Origin of the sequence: Pseudomonas mandelii (assembly GCF_024138395.1) — a bacterium.
GTDB lineage: Bacteria > Pseudomonadota > Gammaproteobacteria > Pseudomonadales > Pseudomonadaceae > Aquipseudomonas > Aquipseudomonas mandelii_E.
Window position 1 is genome coordinate 603437 of record NZ_JAMYDU010000001.1, and the last position, 21564, is coordinate 625000.

The window sequence follows — 21564 nt, forward strand, 5'->3', positions numbered from 1 at the left end:
ATGATGTCTCCTCGTGCATGGTTTTTGTGGCAGTTAATAAGAGGGGCGGACCATTCGTTCAGCCAGGCGTGCCACCCGCTCGCCCAAATGCGCGGCAGTACGACGGTCTTCGGGCGGCGGTGCAAGGTCGGGGGACTGTTCGACGTTCGATTGGGCCATGGCCCCCAGTGAACTGCCGAGACGATTCAACTGCCCATCGAACAGGCCAATGCTGCTGCGGGCCGGCAGCAGGTCGAGGCCGACCCAGATCATCGAGTGCTGGGCGGCGAACACGGTCATCTGCAACAAGGTGTTGAGCTTGTCGCCGCACAAGCAGCCGGAATTGGTGAACCCGGCGGCGAGTTTGTCGCGCCAGGGTTGGGCCAGGTAAAACGATGCGGTGGCTTCCATGAAACTTTTGAAGGCCGCCGAGGCACTGCCCATGTAAGTCGGGGCGCCGAAGATGATTGCATCGGCACGGTGCAAGCGCTCCCAATGTTCGTCCACTTCCTCGACCGGAATCAGCCGACAGGTGCTGCCCAAGTGCCGCTCCACCCCTTGGCCCACAGCTTCGGCCATGACCCGGGTATGCCCGTAGCCACTGTGATAGACCACCACCACGTTGCTCATTCCGGCTCCTCCAGAAGTGTTCATCCTTTTTTCGGCACGCTTTTTGTTGCAAGAAGGTCAGTGCCTTCGGTTGAACTTGAAGGGATGGATTTTTGAGCGTAGACCGGATACACGACGAGTTAAACGTTGTTAATTTTTAAGGGTGCGCCAATGGATTCCGCAGCATCGTCAGCGGCATCGCGCCCCAATAAATACGGGACCGGCCGGCACCGGCCTGAATACAACGACCGATACGCACTGCCACCAGGTGCTCGACGCTGCGTTGCGCTGCCGAAAAAACCTGAGGAATATGCCCGGATACCGCGTGATAGACGGATGCAAGCAGGAGTGACCCGTTGACCCTTTCTCCCGAACAGGCCATCCATTTCGGCCCTTACCGGATTTACCCCGGACAACGCCTGGTGATGGAGGCCGACCAGCCCTTGCGCCTGGGTCGGCGCGCCATGGACATTCTATTGATCCTGCTGGAACACGCCGGGCAGGTGGTGAGCAAGCAGCAACTGATCGCCGGGGTCTGGCCCAAAAGCGTGGTGGAAGACATCAATCTGCGGGTGCACATGGCGGCGCTGCGCAAAGCCCTCGGCGACGGTCAGGCCGGCCAGCGCTACATCATCACCGTTGCCCAGCGCGGCTACAGTTTTGTCGCGCCGTTCTCTGTGACGCAAGTCGAGCAAAGCCCGAAAATCGACGAAAATGGGCCGAGCCGGCATAACCTGCCCATTCGTCGGACCCGCATGATCGGTCGTCAGGCGCTGGTCGATAGCCTGGTGAAGCAACTGGCGCAGCAGCGGTTCATCACCCTCGTGGGCCCCGGCGGAATCGGTAAAACGACCGTGGCGCTGCGCGTCGCCGAGCAATTGATCGGCCGCTACCGAGACGGCATTCGCCTGCTGGACCTGGCACCGATCAACGATCCTTCGATGATCACTACGCACCTGGCAACGCTGCTGGATTTGTCCCTGCACGACGCCGAACCCATGAGCGGTCTTGCCACGTTCCTGCGCGAACGGCAGATGCTGCTGGTCATCGATAACTGCGAACACTTGATCGATGCCATTGCATTGCTCAGTGAAAGCATTCTGCGCGCGGCGCCCCAGGTGCACATTCTGGCCACCAGCCGCGAGAGTTTGCGGGCCGAAGGCGAGTTTGTGCAACGCCTGGAATCGCTGGACTGCCCGCCACCCATCGCCGTGCTCGACCGCGCCCAGGCCCTGACGTTTTCGGCGCTGCAGTTATTTGTCGAGCGGGCGATGGCCAGCCACGACAGCTTCGAACTGAGCGAAGCAGACCTGCCGCTGGCGATTGAAATCTGTCGGCGTCTGGACGGCATACCGCTGGCCATCGAACTGGCGGCAGCGCAAGTAGGCAGCCTGGGTTTGAGTGGGTTGCTGTTGCAACTGCAAGGCAGCTTTCGCCTGTTCACCCAGGGCTGCCAAACGAATTTGGGCCGCCATCAAACCCTGCGCGCGACACTGGACTGGAGCTTTGAACTGCTCAGCGCCTGCGAGCAAACCTGTCTGCGCCGATTGAGCCTGTTCCGGGGCGGTTTCACGCTGGAATCTGCCGCCGCCGTGATTGTCGGCCAGCACATCGAGCCCGGGATGGTGTTTTCCTCGATCACCCAATTGGTCGCAAAGTCATTGCTGAATGTGGAAGTCGGCGACGAAGAAGTGTTCTATCGTCTGCTCGACACCACGCGTGGCTATGCACTGGAAAAGCTCGACCAGGCCCAGGAGCTGCCGGACACCCGCGAGCGCCACGCCGAACGTTGCCTGGCCTTGATGCAGCAAGCCGGGAACGACTGGGAGCAGATCTCGAGCGAGCGCTGGACCGAGCGTTACGCCCGCAGCCTGGGAGATATTCGTTCTGCACTCGATTGGGGCTTGAACGCTCAAGGACCGCAGGCCTTGGCGATCCGCCTTGCCGCGACCTCGACGCCGCTCTGGCAGGAACTGTCGCTGCTCAAGGAGCACGGCGTGTATGTGCGCAAAGCGTTGGCCTTGCTCGAAGCGACGCATCAGCCCTGCCCGCGGGTGACCATAACCCTCAAGCTTGCCCTCGGCAGCTCCTGCTACCACACCCTGGGCAGTAGCGCCGAAGCTGTCGAAGCGTTTGTCAGCGCCAAACACCTGGCTGAACGCTGCAACGATGTGGCCGGTCAGCTCAAAGCGATTTCCGGGCACTTGGCGGTTGATCTCAGTTGTGGCCACTACCAACAGGCTCTGGAGCAGAGCCGACAATTCGAGCGGTTGGTGTTGCACGGTGACGCGGTGTTGGCCCTCAGCACCCAACGCTTGCGGGTTCTGGCCCTGCACTTTGCCGGAGATCAGGCATTGGCGCGGGAGAATGTCGAACAGGTCATTCAATGCCTGGCCCATAACGGTCACCTCAACCGCTTCAGTTACTGCTTTGGCGTGCATTACGATCAGAGCGTCGCGGCCCTGACAATCCTGGCGCGCATTCTCTGGTTACAAGGGCACCCGGAAAAAGCCTGGCGCACCGCACGACAAGCGCTTGATATCGCGATGCAGATCAATCATGGCACGTCCATCTGCTACACATTGGCGCTGGCCGGTTGCCTGATCGCTCACTACAACGGCGATACCCCGGTCGCCCGCGAGCTCCTGAACCTGCTGCTTGAACAGGCGAAGAAACACTCGGTGCTGCTGTTCTACACCTGGGCCAAACATTATGCGCAGGTGATCGATGCTGCCGATGCGCCCTCATCACCGCAAGCAAACACCGGGTTGATCAAGGAAATCATGGTCACGCTGGACAGCCGTTTTGTCGATGATGCGTTGCTGGAACGGGCCGAAAACGGCGCGGCAGGCTGGAGCACCGCGGAAATTCTACGAGCCCGGGCCAACGCATTACTGACCAGGGATGGCCCGACCGGGGTCAGCGCGGCTGAGGCGGTGCTGCTCAAAGCCTTAGCCGTGGCAAAAACCCAGGGAGCGCTGGCCTGGGAACTGCGCAGCGCCACCTCATTGGCCCAGCTGTGGCAGCGCCAGGGTCATGTTCAGCAAGCCCATGAGCTGCTGGCGCCGATTTATCAGCGGTTCACCGAAGGCTTTGCTACACCAGACCTGATGAAAGTCCGTCGGCTACTCGACGAGCTGCAGCGACACCTGCCCGGCTGATGTCCAGCGCGCCCGGCTGATATAGCGGGCATAACGCCGTTCAAAGGCACGCAAGTGACCGCTGTGTTCGAGTTTCTCCAAGGCGTAGAGGCGGGTGGTGTTGAGGAAACGGTAACGGGTCTGGCCGCAGCCCTGCTCCACCGACAGCAGTGATTTGCTCGCCAGCCGCTCTACGATGTCGACCAGGCAGGTGGGCCGCAGCACCGCGCAACTGATCACGCCAATCGCCGACGCCTGCGTGAACGCCATTTTGAACACCGCCAGCCGCTGCAACACGGTTTGCTCCAACGGGCTCAGCTGTTCATAGCTCCAGTCCAGTGCGGCTTTCAGACTCTGATGCCGTGGCACGGCGGTGCGTCGACCCTGGGTCAGCAGCTGAAAACAGTTACCGAGTTGCGCTTGCAACCCCACCAGCGCCAACGCATCGATCTGCGCCGCCGCCAGTTCAATGGCCAGGGGCAAGCCATCCAGGCGTCGACAGATTTCACGCACCGCCTTGAGATCCTGTTGGCGCAGGGTAAACCCTTGCTGACGGGCTCGGACGCGGCTGACCAACAGCTGCACCGCCGAATAACCCATGGCCTCGGCCACGTTATATATCGCTGAGGCCGGCGGCACCGCCAGGCCCGGTAAACGCAGCAGCGTCTCCCCCGCCGCTCGCAGGGGTTCGCGGCTAGTGGCCAGGATCGACAGCCGTGGCGCCCAGGCCAGCAAATTGTCGACCACTGCCCGACAGCATTCGAGCAGGTGATCGCAATTATCGAGCACCACCAAGGCATGTCGTTGCATCAGCGGCGCCTCGCCCACGTCCAGTTCCAGCGTGCGCGACAGATGCTCGACGAGTTGCGCCGGCTCATCGATGGCCGCCAGATCAACCCTCCAGACACCGTCCTGATAGTGCTGCAACAGCAATTCGGCCACGCGCAACGCCACGGTGGTTTTGCCAATGCCGGCGGGACCGATCAGGGTCATGAGACGTCGAACCGGCAACTGCCGGACCACACTGCCGATGATCGAGTCGCGACCAGTCACCGGAGTGAGCCGCGCAGGCAGATTGTGTTGAGGCTTGTGCTCCATCGCGATGGGCACTGGCGTATCTGCCCGGTCGCACTGCACCGGGGCGATGAAGCTGTAGCCGCGCTGGGGAATATTAACGATGTAGCGCTGCCCGTTCTGGCCATCGCCAAGTGCCCGGCGCAGGGCGGCGATGTGCACGCGCAGGTTGATTTCCTCGACCACCGAGGTCGGCCAGATATGGGCAATCAGGGCATCCTTGCTCACCACTGAACCGGCGCGCTCGAGCAGCACCTGCAAAATATCCAGGGCTCGCCCGCCCATGCGCAGCGGGCGATCACCCTGAAGGATCAGTCGCTGACGCAGGTGAAACGCGTAGGGCCCGAACCGCAGCACCGCATCGCTGTTTATATCTCTGAGGCTGTTCATGCACGTTCATGCGCTGAAAACCTGGCCCGGCTCAAGGTATTGCAACATCCATCGCACCGGTCCATCCAGGTTCCCGCACCTCCATGGTAAAGAGTTCACGGATATCTTGGCAGGCATGGGTGACGGCACAACGACCACGGGAGGAGCATCACGGCCATCACGGTGCGCGTGACGGACAACGCCTCCTAACTGAACTGTTCACGGTATTGAGTGGGGGTCAGGCCGAGCTTTTCACTGAACAGAAAACGCATATGCCGCACGCTGCCAAATCCACTTTTATAGGCCACGGTCTTGAGCGGCAGGTCGCTGGTTTCCAGCAGATTCCTCGCGCAGTCGATGCGCGCGCTTTGCAGAAACTCCATGGGCGTCATGTTCACTTCCCGGGCGAAAACCCGGGCGAAATGCCGCGCACTCATGTTCACCAGACTGGCCATGCGATCGATGCTGAACGCTTCGTCGAGGTGTTCGAGCACATGGTTCTGCACCCGGGTGATCGGCGTTTCATGGGGTGCCACCGCCGCCATCAACGGACTGAACTGCGCCTGCCCGCCCTGGCGCTTCATCACCACCAGCAACACCTTGGCGACATCCTGGGCGACCTTCTTGCCATGATCTTCGGCAACCACCGCGAGCGCCAGGTCGATGCCAGCGGTGACACCGCCGGAGGTGATGAGATTGCGGTCCTGCACGTAAATCTGATCGGTCTCGACGGTGGCCTTGGGGAAGCCTTTGATCAGGCGTTCGGTGTAATGCCAGTGAGTGGTCACGCGATAACCGTCCAGCAGCCCGGCATGCCCGAGCACGAACGCGCCGGTGCAGATCGACCCATAACGGTTCGCGCGGTTGACGGCGCCTTGAAGCCAGCCTAGCAACGGTGGATGTTTTTCGTTGTAGGCCCCCGGCCCGCCCGGCACCAGCAACAAGTCATAGCGCTCGTTCGCCTGATCGAGATGCAAATCGGCCTGGACGTTGACGCCGTTGGAAGCCCGCAGCGCACCCAGCTCGGTACCAATGGTCGACAGTTCGTAACGGTCGCCCGGTGCCAGATAACGATTGGCGATGGAAAACACTTCCATGGGACCGGCCATGTCGAGCAGAAGAAAGTCGGGGAACAGCACCATTGCCACGGTTTTCATGGATTGGACGTCACTGGTATCAGAGGAAGAAGGAACATAGCGTCAGCAGCACTGAGCATTATGGCCAAATGTAACAACAAGGATACGTGAACTCGCATCAAAAACTGTCAACTTGAACGAGACAGTATTTCAATTTTCATCTACTTATTGCACCAAACGGTAAACATTAACCTTCTCCTCACTCGGACGAATTCACGTCCTGACAGGAGATTTCATCATGCTGACCCTTCGTAAAGCTTCGGATCGCGGCGCGGCCAATCACGGTTGGTTGAAGTCGTTCCATACCTTCTCCTTCGCCAACTACCGCAACCCGCGGGAGCAGGGTTTTTCCGACCTGCTGGTGATCAACGACGACCGCATGGCGGCCGACAAAGGTTTTGGCCAGCACCCGCACCGCGACATGGAAATTTTTTCCTATGTGCTTGAAGGGGCTCTGGAACATAAGGACACCTTGGGCACCGGCTCGGTGATCCGCCCCGGTGACGTGCAATTGATGAGCGCCGGCAGCGGCGTGGCTCACAGCGAGTTCAACCATTCGGCGAACAAACCCGTGCACTTCCTGCAAATCTGGATCGTGCCGGAGGTCAGCGGCGCCAAACCGCGTTACCAGCAAGAGCACTTCAGCACGCAGAAAAAACGCGGTCGCTTGCAGTTGATCATCTCCCCTGACGGCGCCAACGGTTCGCTGAAAGTCCGGCAGGATGCGCGGGTGTATGCCGGCCTGATCGACGGCAAGGAAAGCGCCACGCTGGAACTGGCCGCCGATCGTTACGCCTATGTGCATGTGGCGCGCGGCAGTGTTGAACTCAATGGCATGCAGTTGCAGGAAGGCGATGGTGTGCGGGTTCGCGAAGAACAGGTGCTGACCTTGAGCAACGGCGTGGATGCCGAGGTGCTGGTGTTTGATTTGCGGCCTCAGGAGTTGCCGGAGATGCCGTGAAGCCTGGAGAGCCTAAAGCCCCTGTGGGAGCGAGCCTGCTCCCACAGACTGGATGATTCTGGTGAGTTGCCCATGAAGATCAAAAGATCGCAGCCTTCGGCAGCTCCTACATGTACGCAATCCCCCCTGTAGGAGCTGCCGAAGGCTGCGATCTTTTGAATCTTTCAACGCCAGAACGCAGACCCAGGGCTACCGATAACCACGAGCCTGCACGCTGAACAACTGTGCATAACGCCCGCCCGCCGCGACCAGGCTGTCGTGATCGCCGCGCTCAAGGATCGAACCCTGATCCAGCACGATGATGTGGTCGGCATTGCGTACGCTGGAGAACCGGTGAGAAATCAGCAACGTCATGCGGCCTTCGGTGTGTTGACTGAAATGCTCGAACACCGCCGCTTCCGCCGCCGGGTCCAGGGCGGAGGTGGGCTCATCCAGAATCAAAATATCGGCGTCGCGGCGCATGTAGGCGCGAGACAAGGCAATCTTTTGCCATTGCCCACCGGACAGCTCCTGCCCACCGGCAAACCACCGCCCCAATTGCGTGGCGTAACCGCGATCCAGACGCTCGATAAAGGGCGCGGCCATGCCCTCGGCGGCCGCTTGCTGCCAGCGCGCTTCATCGTTGAACGCCAGGGTATCGCCCACGCCGATATTCTCGCCCACCGAGAATTGGTAGCGAATGTAGTCCTGAAAAATCACACCGATGCGCCGTCTCAGCGCCTCTTCTTCCCAGGACTGCAAATCGCTGCCGTCCAGCAAAATACGACCCTGGTCAGGGCGATACAGCCGCGTCAGCAGCTTGATCAGCGTGGTTTTGCCCGAACCGTTTTCCCCCACCAGCGCAACGCTGTGCCCGGGCAGCAGGTGCAGATCGATGCCCTGCAAAGCGTCGCGGCTCGCCCCTGGATAACGGAACCCGACATTTTCGAAACGCAAACCATCGCCAGGCACCGCGCCCACGGTAAGGCTCGCGCTATCGGCAATAACCGGCTCGGCCAAGTACTCGTAGAGGCTCGACAGGTAAAGACCATCCTCGTAAAGACCACTGATCGCGCTCAAACTGCTGCTCACGGCCGCCTGTCCCTGCTTGAACAGCACCAGGTACATGGTCATTTGCCCGAGGGTTATATTGCCGTGAACGGTATCGACCACGACCCAGGCATAGGCCAGATAAAACGCAGCGGTGCCCAGCAGTCCCAGTACAAAACCCCAGCCATCGCGACGCAATGTCAGGCGCCGGTCTTCGGCATACAGACGCTCAAATGTGTTCCGATAACGCTGTAACAGCAGCGGCGCGAAGCCGAACAGCTTCACCTCTTTGATGTAGCCCTCATGGGAGAGCAGCGTCTCGATGTAATTCTGCTGCCGACTCTCCGGCGCCCGGCGCGTGAACAGGCGAAAGGCATCCCCGGAAAAATGCGCTTCGGCAAAGAACACCGGTAACGCCCCAACCACAAGCAGCACCAGCGCCCACGGCGAAAAGTGCACCAGCAACACACCGAAGCTGATCAACACGATCAGGTTCTGGATCAGCCCCAGCGACTTCATCACCAGCGCCAGCGGCCGGGTCGATGCCTCGCGCCGCACCCGTACCAGCTTGTCGTAGAACTCGGAATTCTCGAACTGCACCAACGATAACGTCTGGGCCTTCTCCAGAATCATCGTGTTGACCTTCTGCCCCAACTGCACCCGCAACAGCGATTGCTGAACCGACAATGCACGCTGTGTCCCGGACAGCAACGCAAGCACGCCTGCCTCCAACAGCACATACCGCACAACCGGCCATAACGGCGCACTACCCTGCCGGGCGTGCAACTGCATGGCGGTGACAACGGCGTCGACAATCCGCTGCCCCAACCAGGCCGCCAGCGCCGGCAGCACACCGGCAATCAGCGTCGCCAGCACCAACCCCAGAAACAGCCCACGGGATGTTCCCCACACCAGCAACAAGGCACGTCTCGCCTGGTCGAGCAAAGAGGCGAAACGGGTCAGGACGAGCATAGGGGGATGGACTCAGGTGGCGGATGTCAAAGGAGCGCGGCAGGTTCTACGGTACGTGGAGCGGTGTACTCTATTTGGACAGAGGCGATAAACCTCGCCTCGACTATAGGAAAAACATCTAAAAAAATACCACCCTTTGCCGGAGCGTGATGTCCATCGATGTGCCCTTCTTCATTAACAGGAGCAAAACATGAAAATCAATCCCTACCTGATCTTTAACGGCGACTGCGAGGCCGCTTTTACGTTCTACGCCAAAAGCCTGCCAGGCCAGATAGAAGTCATGATGACCTTCGGCGAAACCCCAGCTCGCGACCATGTCCCCGAGAGCTGCCATAACCTGATCATTCATACGCGCCTGCTGGTTGGGGATCAGGCAATCATGGGATCGGATACCACACCTGATCGCCCCACCATGGGCATGAGCGGTTGTTCGGTTTCGTTGAATGTCGACAGTGTGGCGGAGGCCGAGCGGGTATTTGCTGCGTTGTCGGAAGGCGGCAGTATTCAAATGCCACTGGAGGCGACGTTCTGGGCGGCTCGTTTCGGAATGCTGGTCGATCGGTTTGGCGTGGCATGGATGGTTAATTGCGAAAAGGATCAGTAACCGTCCACCCCCCGGTTAGTCCATAAAATTAATGGCGCTTTAATATCAACTTTAGTGTTTTTTATTCAATAACCAAACAGAATAACTACACGCTCACAAATTCAGCTCTTGACATAAAATTTTACGAATACAATGCAAAATGCCTCAATTAAGATAGTCCTTCGTCTCGTTCGCCCTCAAAAGAGGCAATCGTTGTACTGATTGCCTCCCCAACGTGCACCTGCATCGCCATAGAACACCGTGAAATATCCTTATAAATCAACTCCAATTTTCAAAAATGCGGACCTCCGCACAGTTCATATGCAAGACTTCCCAGTTGTGCTTCGCTCTGCAGCCAGATGGGCAATTAGCCATCGCAGCTGTATTGCTCATAGAAAAGTCAACCTAAAGAGCCTAGTCCGACCGAAAGGGGCGCACCAACTAAGCCCGATATCACAAAAACACCTCGGCATTTGCCTATGTCATTGAATCAGCTAAAACTACTGAAGATGGAGTGACGCGTGTACAGGGGCGGGAAATGTTATAAAAAGTCAGATAACGGCAGTATTTTGTGTATTAAGATTGCAACGCCAGCACATATGAGTAATTTACATGATGACTACTGAGAGCAAAATCGAAAATAGCCAGAAGGATATTCTTGCTATTGGACGCACTTGGCGTTCGACAGACAAACTTCGGCAGCTATTTGCATCTAATCTCAGGCATGTTTATACATTAGATCATCCCGATCCGCTCAGCCCTAATATCGACACTAAAACACTCGACACTGTATTGATCGATATTGAAACCCCCTCCATTCTCAATGACTGCCTGGCGCTAATTAAACAGTTACGCACAACCCAGACAAAACTGGCCATTATCGTAGCCATCAACTATCGCTCTCCGCAGACCAAAATTGAATGTTACCGGGCTGGAGCCGATCATTGCATCAATGTACCTAACGATGAGGATGAAAAAGCCAGGGTCCTATCAGAGTTGCTCGAAACCCCTGAATGGCAATCCAGCGTCAAGTTAACCCTGGACCAAACATGCCTGCACTTATACAACGACGACTATAAACTGGATTTAGCCTACCAGGAAATGAAAGCCCTGGATGCGCTCATTAACGCCGAAGGCAATATTTTGCACCATGATTGCATGGCCGGCTCGATGGGATTGAATATAAAACTTTATGACTCACGCGTCCTGGAGAAGTCCATAAGTCGGCTTCGCAATAAAATCAAAAAGCACTTTGGCATCAACATTATTCACAGTGTCCGTGGTTATGGCTATCGACTGCTTCGAGGGGTCATATCTGTCAACCAGGTAAACTTCCACTCTTAAAGGGACTAAATGATGGAGCCCGGCAGGCAGCCTATCGTGCAAGAAAACTTCGCATTGGTGTTTTTCAGACAGTCGATTCTTAAACGAAACGATGAACTGTTCGGCAGTGAAATCTATGCCAAGGCGACCAAACAGGAGACACCTCTGAACAAGGGGTATCAACAGCTGCATTCCGATCATCCACTGGCGACCTATTACGAAGTCCTGACACGGATCCAATTGAATGCCCTCTCACAAATTGAGACCTCACCGTCCCCGTCCACACAGACACCCAACAAACTGTTCATGACCATGAACCAATCTGCTTTATTGGACAAAGCGCTGATCAAGGAAATGAATGATGCTCAAACGGTACTCAAAAAGCATGAGCAACAGCTGATCCCCAGCATTAACAGCAGTTCGTTCCTGTCGTTCAACCTCAAAGAAAAAAGAACCATTATCAATCACATTCACTTATTGAAAGACAATGGGATCGAGATTGCTTTCGATGGCTATGATTTAAGCGACGACAGCACCGAAAAATTGATCAGCCCGACGCTGTTCGATTACATAAAAGTGGACCTGACAAAATCCAACTTCGACATCATGGTCGAAAACAGCCAGGACTTTTTCAACCGGTCTTATGACTGCCTGAGCGGCATGATTCATGACAGCAAGATCAAATTCGTGGCGGACAGGGTGGAGCACAAAGCGCTACACACACTGGCTCGCAGCATGCCATTCGACTTTTTTCAGGGGAGGTACTACTCGCCGACCGAACTCATTTAAGTTTAAAAAACTTCACCAGACTAGGAAGGAACCTTATTGTGAATACGCCGAACAACAGCTTTCTGATTTTCACCCGGGACCAACTGGCACGACAAGCAATCGAATCGCTTCTCGCGCAACGCCTGTATTTATCTTTTGAAATAGAGTCAGGTAAACTCAGCAGCGAACGCATCCGAAAGAGTCGATTCACGCACATCCTGCTCGACCAGGCGGACATATCGCTAAGCGATGTCAGTTTCATCCGTAAAAATCAAAAAGATGCGGAAATCATCCTCATAACGCCCAACTCTGAATCTTCAGAACTCCATCATTTCTCGCACTTCGGTGTTGATGGCTTTCTCAAGAAGCCGGTGGCTGACGAAGAGTTCATTTCGGCAGTCAGTCGGGTTAAAGAGTCCCAGGGCACTCCTGATATCTGGTGGTTTAACGCTGACGATCGAACGTTGGTCAAAGAAGACATCACTATTCCATTGACCGGTACCGAGTCGTTAATGCTCACCCAATTGGTCCTCAGCGATCGACGTGTACTCAGCAAAAACGACCTTATTCTACGCATCGATAAAGACCCGGACCAATACAGCGGACTTGAAATGTGCTTGAGCCGGTTGCAGAAAAAATTCAAAACTGCCGCTAATGGTCAACGGCTGGTTCGCTCGGTCAGAAACCGCGGTTATTGTTTGGCACAAAGGATAAGAGTCGCTTACTGAGCGAGAGATCGCAAAAATAATAACAACAAACGCGATTCCCCGCCCCACTTGATATACCCATACCCGCAACTTGCCTCCTGGCATTTGCACATCCTGACAGGCGCCATACACCTCCCATGGCTCCGGCTTCGTTTCATCCCCTCGCCGACCGACAAACGTTTATCGAATGCTGCAATTATATAGACGATTGAGCGATATCCTCCTAACAAAACAGCACGACCTTTTATAACAGGGCCTCTGAAAGAGTGGCCGTTATAATTCGTCAGACACACACAAAGATTTAGGTACTAGTATAAAAACTGGACACTGAGACAACCGTATCAGTTGACTTTAAAACAATGCCAGGATGGCCAGCCAAGCCCACGTTATTTCCCTCCAATAATAACAATAACTTCTGACTGAACCACGTTCGCTCAGCCTTTTGTGCGTGGCTGCCATTTATTAACCGTCGACTGATACACAACGTGGCGCAGGCCCGAGGAATACTGCGATGGTACATAATCGTATTAATCGAAACAGCATAAGCAAAGGACTGACCTTCTGGGGGCAATGGATAATTGCCATCACTTCGGTCAATACGTTGTTATTCGCTCTGGCGTTGTACCAGACAGGAGAAATTGACGCTCATTATCGTGTGCTTGCCGTGCTTACTCTGCTCGGTTCGGTCCCCTCCTACTCCCTGCTGTTGGTCTACCACAAGCAGCATGGCTACCTCACTGGCTTGGCACGCCTCCTGCTGGGATGGCTACTGACGCTGGCCGGGTTGACCAGCATTGGTTTTATCAGCAAGACCAGCGAATTGTTCTCTCGGGAAATCATTCTGGTCTGGGCCGTGGCCGGTTACTGTGTGCAGGCCTTGCTGTACCTGCCTTTGCACAGTTTTTCCAGGCACTACCATCGCCAATTGCACAGCCAAAACAACACGCTGATTATCGGCACTGACCAACTGGCGGTGAATCTGGCGGACAAACTGGCCAAAACCGAATATCCGCCACTGGTCGGCCTGATCAGCTCAAAACCCAATGAGTTGTCTACCAACGTCAATGCCCACAGGATCGTGGGTCAGTTGCAGGAGCTGCGCGAGCTGATCCGGGTGCACGATGTGCGGCGCTTATACATCGCGCTGCCCCTGAGCGAGGCCAAACAGGTCGAAGCGCTGTACATCGACCTTCTCGACTCGAATGTCGATGTGGTCTGGGTTCCCGACCTGGGCAGCATGACGTTGCTCAATCACTCCGTCAGCGAACTGGATGGCCTGCCCGCCATCCACCTCAATGAAAGTCCGCTGACCAGTTACCCGACAGCGGCGCTGAGCAAAACACTGCTCGACCGAAGTCTCGCCGCCCTGGCGCTGATCGGCTTCAGTCCGCTGCTGCTGGTAATCGCCGTCGCGGTGAAGATCTCCTCCCCGGGCCCGATTATCTTCAAACAGGAGCGGCACGGCTGGAACGGAAAGATCATCAAGGTCTGGAAGTTCCGTTCCATGCGCCTGCACGACGACCATCAGGTACGCCAGGCCGGCCGTGAAGACCCGCGCATTACTCCGGTCGGCCGCTTCATTCGACGCACCTCCATCGATGAACTGCCGCAGTTCTTCAATGTGCTGCAAGGCCATATGGCGCTGGTCGGACCGCGGCCACACGCGATCGCCCATAACGACTACTACACCGGAAAGATTCAAGCTTACATGGCTCGCCATCGAATCAAACCGGGCATCACCGGGCTGGCCCAGATCAGCGGCTGCCGTGGCGAAACCGAAACCCTCGACAAGATGCAAAAGCGTGTGGAGATCGACCTCAACTACATCAACAACTGGTCGTTGTGGCTTGATATCAAGATCCTGATCAAGACCCCCTTTACGCTCTTTTCCAAAGACATTTATTGACCGCTGTGAAGTTCGCGCTCATAGCCTGTCTATTCTTCAGCTCATTGCAAACAGGGCTACAGCCCGGGCAGTCAGACCTCTGACGGCCCGGAACACCCGCCCCACCGCCTCATCCCATCCCATTTTTCCAGGTTGAACCATGCGCCCGATTACCCGACGTCAGCTACTCGCCGCCACTGCTTGCGGGGCTGCCGGCCTGGCCAATGCCGCCGATCCTGATGCGAGTCCGGACAAGGCGAGATTTCTGCAATCAGGAACGGGCACCGAATTGCGCACTGTCGGCGACAAGCTCAAGGAACGTCACAGCCTGCTCGACTTCATGAGCCAAGCACAACGAGACGATGTGACTTCGGGAGCCGCGCTGCTCGACCACACATCCGCGATCAATCGAGCCTTTGCCTCGGGGTATGAAATCGAGTTGCCTGACGGGGTGCTCAATGCCCAATACATCGATCTGGTCGACGGTACTCGCGCCATCGGCAAGGGGCATATCGCCGGTCGCATGGATACCAGGAACTGGAGTGGCACAGTGATCAGAGCCTTGCCCTCCAGTGAGCGAAAATTCATCCGCATGCCCACGGGCAAAATCAGGGGGGTTTTGCTGGAGGGGTTTACGCTGGCCGGAGACCCTGTGCAAAACCCGTTGCAGGACGGCATCAGCCTGGAGGGAGTAGTGTCGGGTCGTGACGGCGGCTTGTGGGATTTCGAGCTGCGCCGCCTGTTCATCAAAGGGTTTGCCGGTGACGGCTTGCGGCTGGTGGGGGGCCATAAGGATTATCAGGCTCCCGTGCAGTTCGGCCATGTCGCTCATGTGCTCGTTGAACGACCCGTGGCCACGGCGCGTAGCCTGGTGTTGATGGGGCAGTGCGAACATATCGAATTCGACGAATGCCGATTCGATGGCGTGTACGGCCTGGGACCTGTGGGCACGGGTTCCTTTATCGGCAGGTTCGATCCTTCCTACGACATCAGGCCCAACAACATCACCTTCACCAACCCCAGTTTTCAGCGCGCCGATATCGGCATCGAAATCGACCGCTGCGAAAACATCGTGATGATTGCACCCTGGTTTGAAACGGTTAATACCGCGATTGTCCAAAAGAACTCATCCGCCGGGCTGGAGTTGATCGCGCCACGCTTCGCCAATGTCGTCACTGGCCTGGATTGCGGCAAGAACTGCAGGGCATCGATTCGCTCCCCCATCGTCGCGGGAAGCATGTCGAACCTGGTCGTCGGCAGCGACCATGCCGGCGTCAGGCTCGATTCACCCTCCAAGGTCGGCGTCGAGACTCGCGGTGTTCATTCCACTGTTTCGTTTAATGCCGGACGCCGGCTTGAGGTCAAGGCCCATGCCTTGGTCAACGTCGAGTTCGGTCCAGGGGTGACGATAGAAGCGATCAACGGCTACCACATGCCGGGAGAAACCTTGACCCTGCTGGTCAGCTCCAATCCTGTGAGATTCATGACGGGAGGCAATCTCGCTCTAGGGAGCCAGGGCCCTTTTAAAATATTGGTCCCTGGTAGCAGCATCACCTTCATTCGAACAGATGCACCCGGCGTCGTAGCCTGGCAATGCATCGGACTGGTGTGACGTAACAAACCAATTCTGCTGACGCTCTAGCGTAGCCAGTACCTCGCCACCAACAGGCCCATCAACACGCCGACAGTATTTGCCAGCATGTCGTAAGGCGAAGCCGTGCGCAGCGGCATCAAACCTTGCGAGGCCTCGATGAGTACGCCGGTGAGCAAACACCCCACGGCGATCCAGCGAAATTTCACATGGGGAAAGGCCAGGCGGCAGCTGCACGCAAATACCAGAAAGCCGATCCAGTGATGGAGCTTGTCCTCATCGACGAACAGCTCCGGGATCGGCTGAGAGCGCAATCCGGCGAACAGCAGAATCACGGTCACCGTGGCAAAGACCAGGCCCCGGATCCAGAACGGCATCTCGACCAAGCTCTTGAGCCACGTGATCATTCGGTAATTTTCTCGAAGTTGTTGTAGAACAGGTCGCTGTCGCGCCCGTCGGTCATGGTTTGCAGCGAGTAGGCACGGCTCAGGCGTGCACCGCCATCGCGGGTCAGTGGCGCCCAGACGATGTTGGCCCGACGCATGGTGGAGGTACTCATCAACTCATCGAACGGGATGGAAACATAGATCCCTTTGTCGAAGCTGCCCTCGCCAAACTCCTCCTTCGACGCGCTGGTCAGGGTGACCCAGGCGCCAAACTTCACGCCGTTCTTGAACACCCGCGACAAATCGACGGTGGTGCCCCAGTCCCGCGCCAGATAACGCCCGACACTGACCGCTGCAAGCATGTCATTGGGTAGCTCAGTATAGCTGGTGACATGGCCCGTCACGGTCTGGTAATCACGCAGGCCGAAGCCCTGATCATAGTTCCGCTGACGCACGAAGTTCAGGTCTGCGCCCACCGACCAGCGTTTCCCCGTGGGTCGATACAGCACTTCGCTGCCGACCCCGGCAAACATGGATTCCAGATAGCCGCCGTAGACCATGCCGTACAAATCCCGATCCAGCTGCGCCGCGTGGTTGAACTGGAACGTTGGCATCATCACATCGGAGGTGGTCATGTATTGGCGCAGATCAGTGCGCACGCGCGGCAGCCCGCTCGGCGCATCGTAGGTGAACTTGTCATAGTTGTTCAGCAGATTGGCGCTGAGCAAGCCGCTCCACCAGGTATTACGGGTGAAACGGTACTCTGCATCGGCATCGGCGGTGAACTGATAGATCAGTCCGTCGGGGCCGCCGATGTTCTGTTTGTAGCCCAGGCCCAAGCCGTAACTGAATGGTTCCAACGCCTGGGTGTAGAGCGTGGTTTCCCGGTGCGCAGTCGCCGGATTAACTTCGGTGGTACGGTGCAGATCCTTCAGCGGCTGGTCATTGTTCACGACCGCGCGGAACGTTTCGCGCGGCACGCTGGTTTCCTCGATGGACATGTCATAACGCTGGTTCACCAGAGTGAACCAATCGATGTCTTGATTGACGCTGTTATCGAGAATCCGGCTGGCTCGCCCGACGGCTTTGGACGGATAGAAATAGCGAGACTGTTCGCCATACACCATCAGCTCGGAGCCACGTTGGGTGATGCGTTTCACCTTGTAGCCGGCATTTTGCTGCAGCCGGTTAGAGACATCGGCCCAGTTGACCTGGTCAACCGGCGTCGACGGCGCCTGCACCGGCAACGGCTCCGCGGGAGGGTCATATGTCTTGACCGGCGCCTTGCGGCTGACAAAGTTGGTGTGCAGGGTGATGCCGAACATCGCCGTATTGCCACGCTCCCAGGCAGCGCTCAGATCGACACTGTCCGCGAGCTTGTAAACCACGCCGATGTTGATCGGCAGGTCTTGCTTGATCGAGTTGTCCAGTGGCTCGTTCTTGTAATCGTTGCCTTCGTATTCGATCTTCAGGCTTAGCGGTGCCCATGGCGTTTGGTAGGCAACCCCGCCAAACAACGAAGGGTGACCTCTGAAATACGCGTTGGTGTTCACGTCCCCTGCCCTGGCGATAGCCGCCGTGCTTTCTGGCCGGTCGTTGAACTTGCTGCCGAAGACGGCGAGCGGGTTACTGAAATCCCCGCGATTACCCAGGTAGCCCCACGCAATACCGAGGCTGAAATCCAGGTCGCCATAACGCTTGTTCGCGACGAAATACTCGCTGGAAAACAACCCGGTACCGCCGATATCCCGGGCACCGACGGCGACCTGTGGCGCCCAGTGACTTTCTTCCCAAAGACGCACCTTGACGTCGATGGCCTTGTCTTTGAAGCTCTGGTCACCGCTCAATTCTTCAGTGCCGTACTTGCGGTTGGTGATCGCCGTGTAACGAAACGAGCCCTCCAGCCAATCGAACGGCTGCAGGGAAAAACCATAGCGGGTGTAGGGGTCGGTACGGCTGGCAGTGGCACTCAACTCCCCTGCGGGAGCCATGCGCGCGGTGGGCGTTTGTAACAGACCGACGCCACCAAAATCATTCTGGGTGTAGCGTGGTTCACCATGAACCAATCCACAGGGCAGGAGCAATACAACAGCAAAACGCAACTTCAAGGGGCCACCTCGGCCAGCGGTTGAGTGGCGAGAAACTCAGCCAGTTGTTGATTGAGTTCAGGCGTCGGTAGCTCCAGGTCATCGTTGCGGATCGGCACCAGAATCCTGCTGCCAGGAGCAGCCACTACGCCCTCCTCACGATTCCATGCCGCCACGCCCACGCGCCGAATCTTGCCGTCGGGCTGGATCAGCCACAGATAATCGCGCTCGGCGTCGTCGAGGATGGTGCATTGCCGGGCATAGGCACGGACTTCCTGCAGGGCGCGATAAGGCACATGACACGGCTGCGCGACGGCTCCGAGGATTTCCACGGTAGACGGCCGCGCGGGATAAACAAGACGGTCACCATCATCGAGCAAAGCGTTGCGGGCGAACCCCACTTCCACCGCGATCGGGTCGAGTACTGCAATCTGGCGCCCGGTGACGGGCAGCCGCTCGACCTGCTCATACAGGCTCGCACTCAAGGCTGCTCGCGTGCTCTTGCCATCCAGCAAGGCCCCCCGTTGCAGCAGTTTCAGATCGAACAGGACGCCTGCCTTCAAACGCGCTTGCTGATCCTCCAATGAGCGATGCAACCACGCAGCGCCCAGCCAATAACTTTCGGCGTTGGGTTGGGCGTCGCGAATCACGTCCAGCAAGCGTGCACTGGGTTTTACCTCGAAATGGCCGGGGCTGCGCACATCACCACTAACCGTGACGGCCGCCTGGCCCACGCCCGGCCCCATCAACAGCAGACCAAGCCATAAAAGGTTTGAACACTTCACCGGGCAGCCCCCCGATCCGGGCGCAACTGCACGATTTTCAGGAACAGCTGCGGCGTCAGGTGCTGCTCGCTGCGCAGGATGAAACCGTCCTGGGGGTCGACCCAGTAGCGGTTGGTGGCGCGGAAATTCAGGGTGGGTGCATCCACCTGCTCGTCGATGCGCAGCAAGGCGTAATCCTTGTCCAGAATGCGGATGGTCTCAATGTCGTGGGTGCTGAAACGGCTGTTGACCGCAATGCCGATACGGTTGCCGTCATAGATGTCGATCCAGCGTGTGCTGGCATAGCCGTTGGGTAAATGTTGAAGGCCGCGTTTGAACGGCGACTCATCATCGAAACGAGTACCGTCCAGAGAAACGCCCAGCCCGACGGTGCGTACCACCAGACCGTCGCGCATCATCAGCACTTGCTTGCCGGAAGCGACCCAGAACTGCAGGTCACCGCGCCGACGAGCCATGGCCATCACACCCTCGCTGGAGGTAGTGGTGACCAGGATCTGCGGATACGGCACAGCGTCGACCTGAGCACGGGTCACTTTGATGGAAGCTGGCCCTGCGACCGAGGTTTCAAGGGTGTCCCAGGAGGCCCTCATCAACGGGTTACACCCGCACAGCAAGAGCGCCATCGTCAGACAGGCACAGGTAGGCAAAATTTTCACGGAGGGATAGAGCCTTATCTACTGTTGGCTTCGCTGAGATCGTTAACTGAGCTGGCACCGGTCCCCAGGACACTGGCGGTAGGCAGAAGCTGGGTGATCAGACGGTTCCAGCGCGTCACGCCGGCCGGGCCGACATAGACGATGTCTTGCGGTTGCAAGTCGAAACGGGTGGCCAGCACCAGGGCCGAAGGGGATTCTGCATCGAGCTGGTAGACCTTGGCCGGCTCGGTTTCCAGCTTGTCCGCGCCGCGAATCACGTACACCGCGTTGCCATTGGAGGTGGTCTGGTTCAAGCCACCCACAGTGCCCAAGGCATCGGTGAGGTTCATCGATTTGCTCTTGAAGCTCAGCGCACGGGGTTGGTTGACCTCACCCATGACGTAGATCCGCTTCAGGTCGTTGTAGGGCAGGTAAAGTCGGTCGCCGCCCTTGAGGTAGACGCCCTGCAACTGCGAGTCCTGTCGATTGAGGGTGTCCAGATCCAGCTTGTACTCGCGCCCGTCCCGGGTCAGGGTCAGGCCTGACAGGTCTGCATTCGACGGATCCACACCAGCTGCGCCAATAGCCTCCACCACACTCAACGGGGTGGTGGTGATCGACTGTTGGCCGGCTCTTGTCACCGCACCGGAAACCACCACGGTCTGGCTGGCGAAGCGCAATACGCTGACGTCGACTTGTGGGCTTTCGACAAATTGCGATAAACGCTCGGCGATAAAGGCTCGCAACTCTTCGATGGTTTTACCGGCGGCCGGAATATTACCGATATAGGGATAAAACAGCGTGCCGTCAGGGCGAACGAGACGGCCGTTGGCATCGATTTGCTGTTGCGGCCCGGAAGGCGCCGTCAACTCGGGATGATCCCAGACTGTGATAAACAACAGGTCATTGGCGCCCACGCGATAACCACCCGGAACATAGGACAACAACGCCGAGGGGACCGATTCGCGAACTTGTGTGGCGGCATCCATGGCAATCAATTTAGGGGTGATCGGAATAAGTTCCACCCGGCTACTCTCCGGAGAGCCGTCACTGACCATTTGACTGGTGTCCATGTGTTGACCAGGCGAAAACATACAGCCGTGCAAGCTGATACTTGCCAGCATAACAACAGATAATCTACGGATCATAATGGCACTACGCTAGTCGAGGGCGAATCTAAAAAACAAGATCACCCAGAAAGCTCTGAGTGATCTTGAACAACACACTTCACGGGGTATTAGTTGGTACCAGTCGTACCACCCGTTCCGGTGGTACCGCCCGTTCCAGAAGTACCGCCATTGGAACTGCCACCCGAGTTTGAAGCGGCTACTGCAGCGCCAGCGATCGCGGCGCCCACCACTACGGTTTCGGCGACCGTCACTCCCCCCACCAACGGGGTACTCAAGCTCAGTGGTTCGGTCAACGTTTCTTCCACCGCCAACACTGCAGTGCTCATGACAGCCAGCAAGCCGGCCGTAAGTAGTTTCTTCATATCAGACTCCTTCTCGACATCAACTCTCTATAAGATTTGATACTAAGGGACCA

The 21564-nt window shown here is 57.3% G+C and carries 18 protein-coding genes; 8 read left to right on the plus strand and 10 right to left on the minus strand.

Translation table 11 applies throughout. The features are described 5' to 3' along the window. Positions 1-33 precede the first annotated feature (33 nt). Complete coding sequence (locus tag NHU87_RS02735; protein ID WP_253545377.1) at positions 34-609, minus strand: flavodoxin family protein; 576 nt, start codon at positions 607-609, stop codon at positions 34-36. A 335-nt stretch (positions 610-944) separates the two neighbouring features. Between NHU87_RS02735 and NHU87_RS02740 the strand changes: the two genes are divergently transcribed. Continuing rightward, positions 945-3749 carry an ATP-binding protein gene (locus NHU87_RS02740; protein WP_253545379.1) on the plus strand — a complete coding sequence of 935 codons (2805 nt, stop codon included), beginning with the start codon at positions 945-947 and terminating at the stop codon, positions 3747-3749. On the opposite strand, the gene NHU87_RS02745 is transcribed toward NHU87_RS02740, so the two are convergent. Both NHU87_RS02745 and NHU87_RS02750 read right to left on the minus strand, forming a co-directional pair. Then, the gene (locus tag NHU87_RS02745) at positions 3714-5192 is read right to left on the minus strand and encodes an ATP-binding protein (protein WP_253545381.1); all 1479 of its coding nucleotides are present in this window, start codon (positions 5190-5192) and stop codon (positions 3714-3716) included. The two genes, NHU87_RS02740 and NHU87_RS02745, sit on opposite strands and share 36 nt — an antisense overlap. Positions 5193-5377: 185 nt before the next feature. Next, entirely contained in the window at positions 5378-6328 is a 951-nt protein-coding gene (locus tag NHU87_RS02750; protein ID WP_253545383.1) for a GlxA family transcriptional regulator, read from the minus strand. A 217-nt stretch (positions 6329-6545) separates the two neighbouring features. On the opposite strand from NHU87_RS02750, the gene NHU87_RS02755 reads away from it, so the two are divergent. After that, positions 6546-7268, plus strand: a complete 723-nt coding sequence (locus NHU87_RS02755) for a pirin family protein (RefSeq protein ID WP_253545385.1) — start codon at positions 6546-6548, stop codon at positions 7266-7268. A gap of 189 nt (positions 7269-7457) precedes the next feature. Here the strand turns inward: NHU87_RS02755 and NHU87_RS02760 are convergent, their stop codons facing one another. Continuing rightward, positions 7458-9269 carry an ABC transporter ATP-binding protein gene (locus tag NHU87_RS02760; protein WP_253545387.1) on the minus strand — a complete coding sequence of 604 codons (1812 nt, stop codon included), beginning with the start codon at positions 9267-9269 and terminating at the stop codon, positions 7458-7460. 190 nt (positions 9270-9459) lie between these two features. Between NHU87_RS02760 and NHU87_RS02765 the strand changes: the two genes are divergently transcribed. The 6 genes from NHU87_RS02765 to NHU87_RS02790 all read left to right on the plus strand — a co-directional run bounded on the left by NHU87_RS02765 (position 9460) and on the right by NHU87_RS02790 (position 16147). Beyond that, entirely contained in the window at positions 9460-9873 is a 414-nt protein-coding gene (locus tag NHU87_RS02765) for a VOC family protein (protein ID WP_253545389.1), read from the plus strand. A gap of 591 nt (positions 9874-10464) precedes the next feature. Further along, positions 10465-11196 carry a winged helix-turn-helix domain-containing protein gene (locus NHU87_RS02770; RefSeq protein ID WP_253545391.1) on the plus strand — a complete coding sequence of 244 codons (732 nt, stop codon included), beginning with the start codon at positions 10465-10467 and terminating at the stop codon, positions 11194-11196. A gap of 12 nt (positions 11197-11208) precedes the next feature. Beyond that, complete coding sequence (locus NHU87_RS02775) at positions 11209-11964, plus strand: EAL domain-containing protein (RefSeq protein WP_367399006.1); 756 nt, start codon at positions 11209-11211, stop codon at positions 11962-11964. A gap of 38 nt (positions 11965-12002) precedes the next feature. Continuing rightward, positions 12003-12671, plus strand: coding sequence for a winged helix-turn-helix domain-containing protein (locus NHU87_RS28460; protein ID WP_253545395.1), 669 nt, complete (start codon positions 12003-12005; stop codon positions 12669-12671). A 490-nt stretch (positions 12672-13161) separates the two neighbouring features. Then, positions 13162-14556, plus strand: a complete 1395-nt coding sequence (locus tag NHU87_RS02785; RefSeq protein WP_253545396.1) for an undecaprenyl-phosphate glucose phosphotransferase — start codon at positions 13162-13164, stop codon at positions 14554-14556. 139 nt (positions 14557-14695) lie between these two features. Continuing rightward, complete coding sequence (locus tag NHU87_RS02790) at positions 14696-16147, plus strand: hypothetical protein (protein WP_253545398.1); 1452 nt, start codon at positions 14696-14698, stop codon at positions 16145-16147. A 26-nt stretch (positions 16148-16173) separates the two neighbouring features. Here NHU87_RS02790 and NHU87_RS02795 read toward each other — a convergent pair whose 3' ends face one another. The 6 genes from NHU87_RS02795 to NHU87_RS02820 form a co-directional block, all read right to left on the minus strand. Next, positions 16174-16533 (minus strand): VanZ family protein, encoded by a 360-nt coding sequence (locus NHU87_RS02795; RefSeq protein WP_253545400.1) that lies wholly within the window; start codon positions 16531-16533, stop codon positions 16174-16176. Next, a complete protein-coding gene (locus NHU87_RS02800) occupies positions 16530-18620 on the minus strand; it encodes a YjbH domain-containing protein (protein ID WP_253545402.1) in 2091 nt (696 codons plus the stop codon). Before NHU87_RS02800 ends, NHU87_RS02795 begins: the two co-directional genes overlap by 4 nt. Next, entirely contained in the window at positions 18617-19384 is a 768-nt protein-coding gene (locus NHU87_RS02805; protein ID WP_253545404.1) for a capsule biosynthesis GfcC family protein, read from the minus strand. The genes NHU87_RS02800 and NHU87_RS02805 overlap by 4 nt, the downstream gene beginning before the upstream one ends. After that, entirely contained in the window at positions 19381-20040 is a 660-nt protein-coding gene (locus tag NHU87_RS02810) for a YjbF family lipoprotein (RefSeq protein ID WP_367399004.1), read from the minus strand. The genes NHU87_RS02805 and NHU87_RS02810 overlap by 4 nt, the downstream gene beginning before the upstream one ends. Positions 20041-20054: 14 nt before the next feature. Then, complete coding sequence (locus tag NHU87_RS02815; RefSeq protein WP_253545408.1) at positions 20055-21167, minus strand: polysaccharide export protein; 1113 nt, start codon at positions 21165-21167, stop codon at positions 20055-20057. An 89-nt stretch (positions 21168-21256) separates the two neighbouring features. After that, on the minus strand, positions 21257-21511 hold the full coding sequence (locus NHU87_RS02820) for a hypothetical protein (RefSeq protein ID WP_253545410.1): 255 nt from the start codon (positions 21509-21511) through the stop codon (positions 21257-21259). Positions 21512-21564: the final 53 nt, after the last annotated feature.